A 1,078-nucleotide genomic window follows, 5' to 3' on the forward strand; every position below is an offset into this window, starting at 1 on the left:
TGTCACGTCGAGGACGTGGTGAGCCATCGTGCGATGGTCAGTGAGACAACGACCAAGTCACTCACAGAAAGACACAACGCACGATGGCTCTTGACCAGTCTGCCCTCCTCGAGCTCCTCGGGGAATTGAAACTCACGGACGTCACCGACCGGATCCGGGTGGCGACCGAAACGCTCTACCAGGAGCTGATCGACGCGGAAGCTGCCGCGTTCATCGGCGCCGCCCCGTTCGAACGCACCCCGGATCGGGTGACGCAGCGCAACGGCACCCGCCCACGGACTCTGACGACAACGGCCGGGGAGTTGGAGTTGCGGATCCCGAAGCTGCGCACCGGTTCGTTCTTCCCGTCGCTGCTGGAACGGCGTCGCCGGGTCGATCAGGCGCTGTTCGCGGTCGTGATGGAGGCGTACGTGCACGGTGTGTCCACCCGCAAGGTCGACGACCTCGTCAAAGCGCTCGGCGCGGACACCGGCATCTCCAAGTCCGAAGTGTCGCGGATCTGCGCGCACCTGGACGAGGACGTCGCCGCGTTCCGGGACCGGCCGCTGGCCGACCAGTCCTACCCGTACGTGTTCCTGGATGCGACGTACTGCAAAGCCCGGGTCGGCCGGCGGGTGGTCTCCCAAGCGGTCGTGGTCGCGGTCGGTGTCGCGGCGGACGGGCGGCGGGAGATCCTCGGGTTCGAGGTCGGGGAGACCGAATCGCAGCCGTTCTGGACCACGTTCCTGCGCTCGTTGAAAGCGCGTGGCCTGGGCGGCGTGCAGCTGGTGATCTCGGACGCACACACCGGGCTGATCGCCGCGATCCAGACCGTGTTCGCCGGCGCCGGGTGGCAAAGATGCCGGGTGCACTTCATGCGGAACGTGCTCGCGAACGTCCCAAAGACCGCCGGTCCCATGGTCGCGTCGATCATCCGCACGATCTTCGCGCAACCCGACACCGACCACGTGCTCGGCCAGTTCGACGAGGTCGTGCGGATGCTCACCCGGTCGCACCCGAAGATCGCCGAGATGCTCGAGACCGCCCGAGATGACCTGCTCGGGTTCACCGCGTTCCCGCCGCAGCACTGGCGGCAGAT

1 protein-coding gene is annotated in these 1,078 nt (G+C 66.9%); it reads left to right on the plus strand.

Going from position 1 to position 1,078, the window contains the following annotated elements; all coding sequences use genetic code 11:
* Positions 1 to 83: 83 nt before the first annotated feature.
* A partial coding sequence (locus AC0NZN_RS18345; RefSeq protein WP_474593763.1) for an IS256 family transposase occupies positions 84 to 1,078 on the plus strand: 995 nt, incomplete at its 3' end.

It is taken from the genome of Microbacterium sp. sgz311019 (assembly GCF_056135325.1).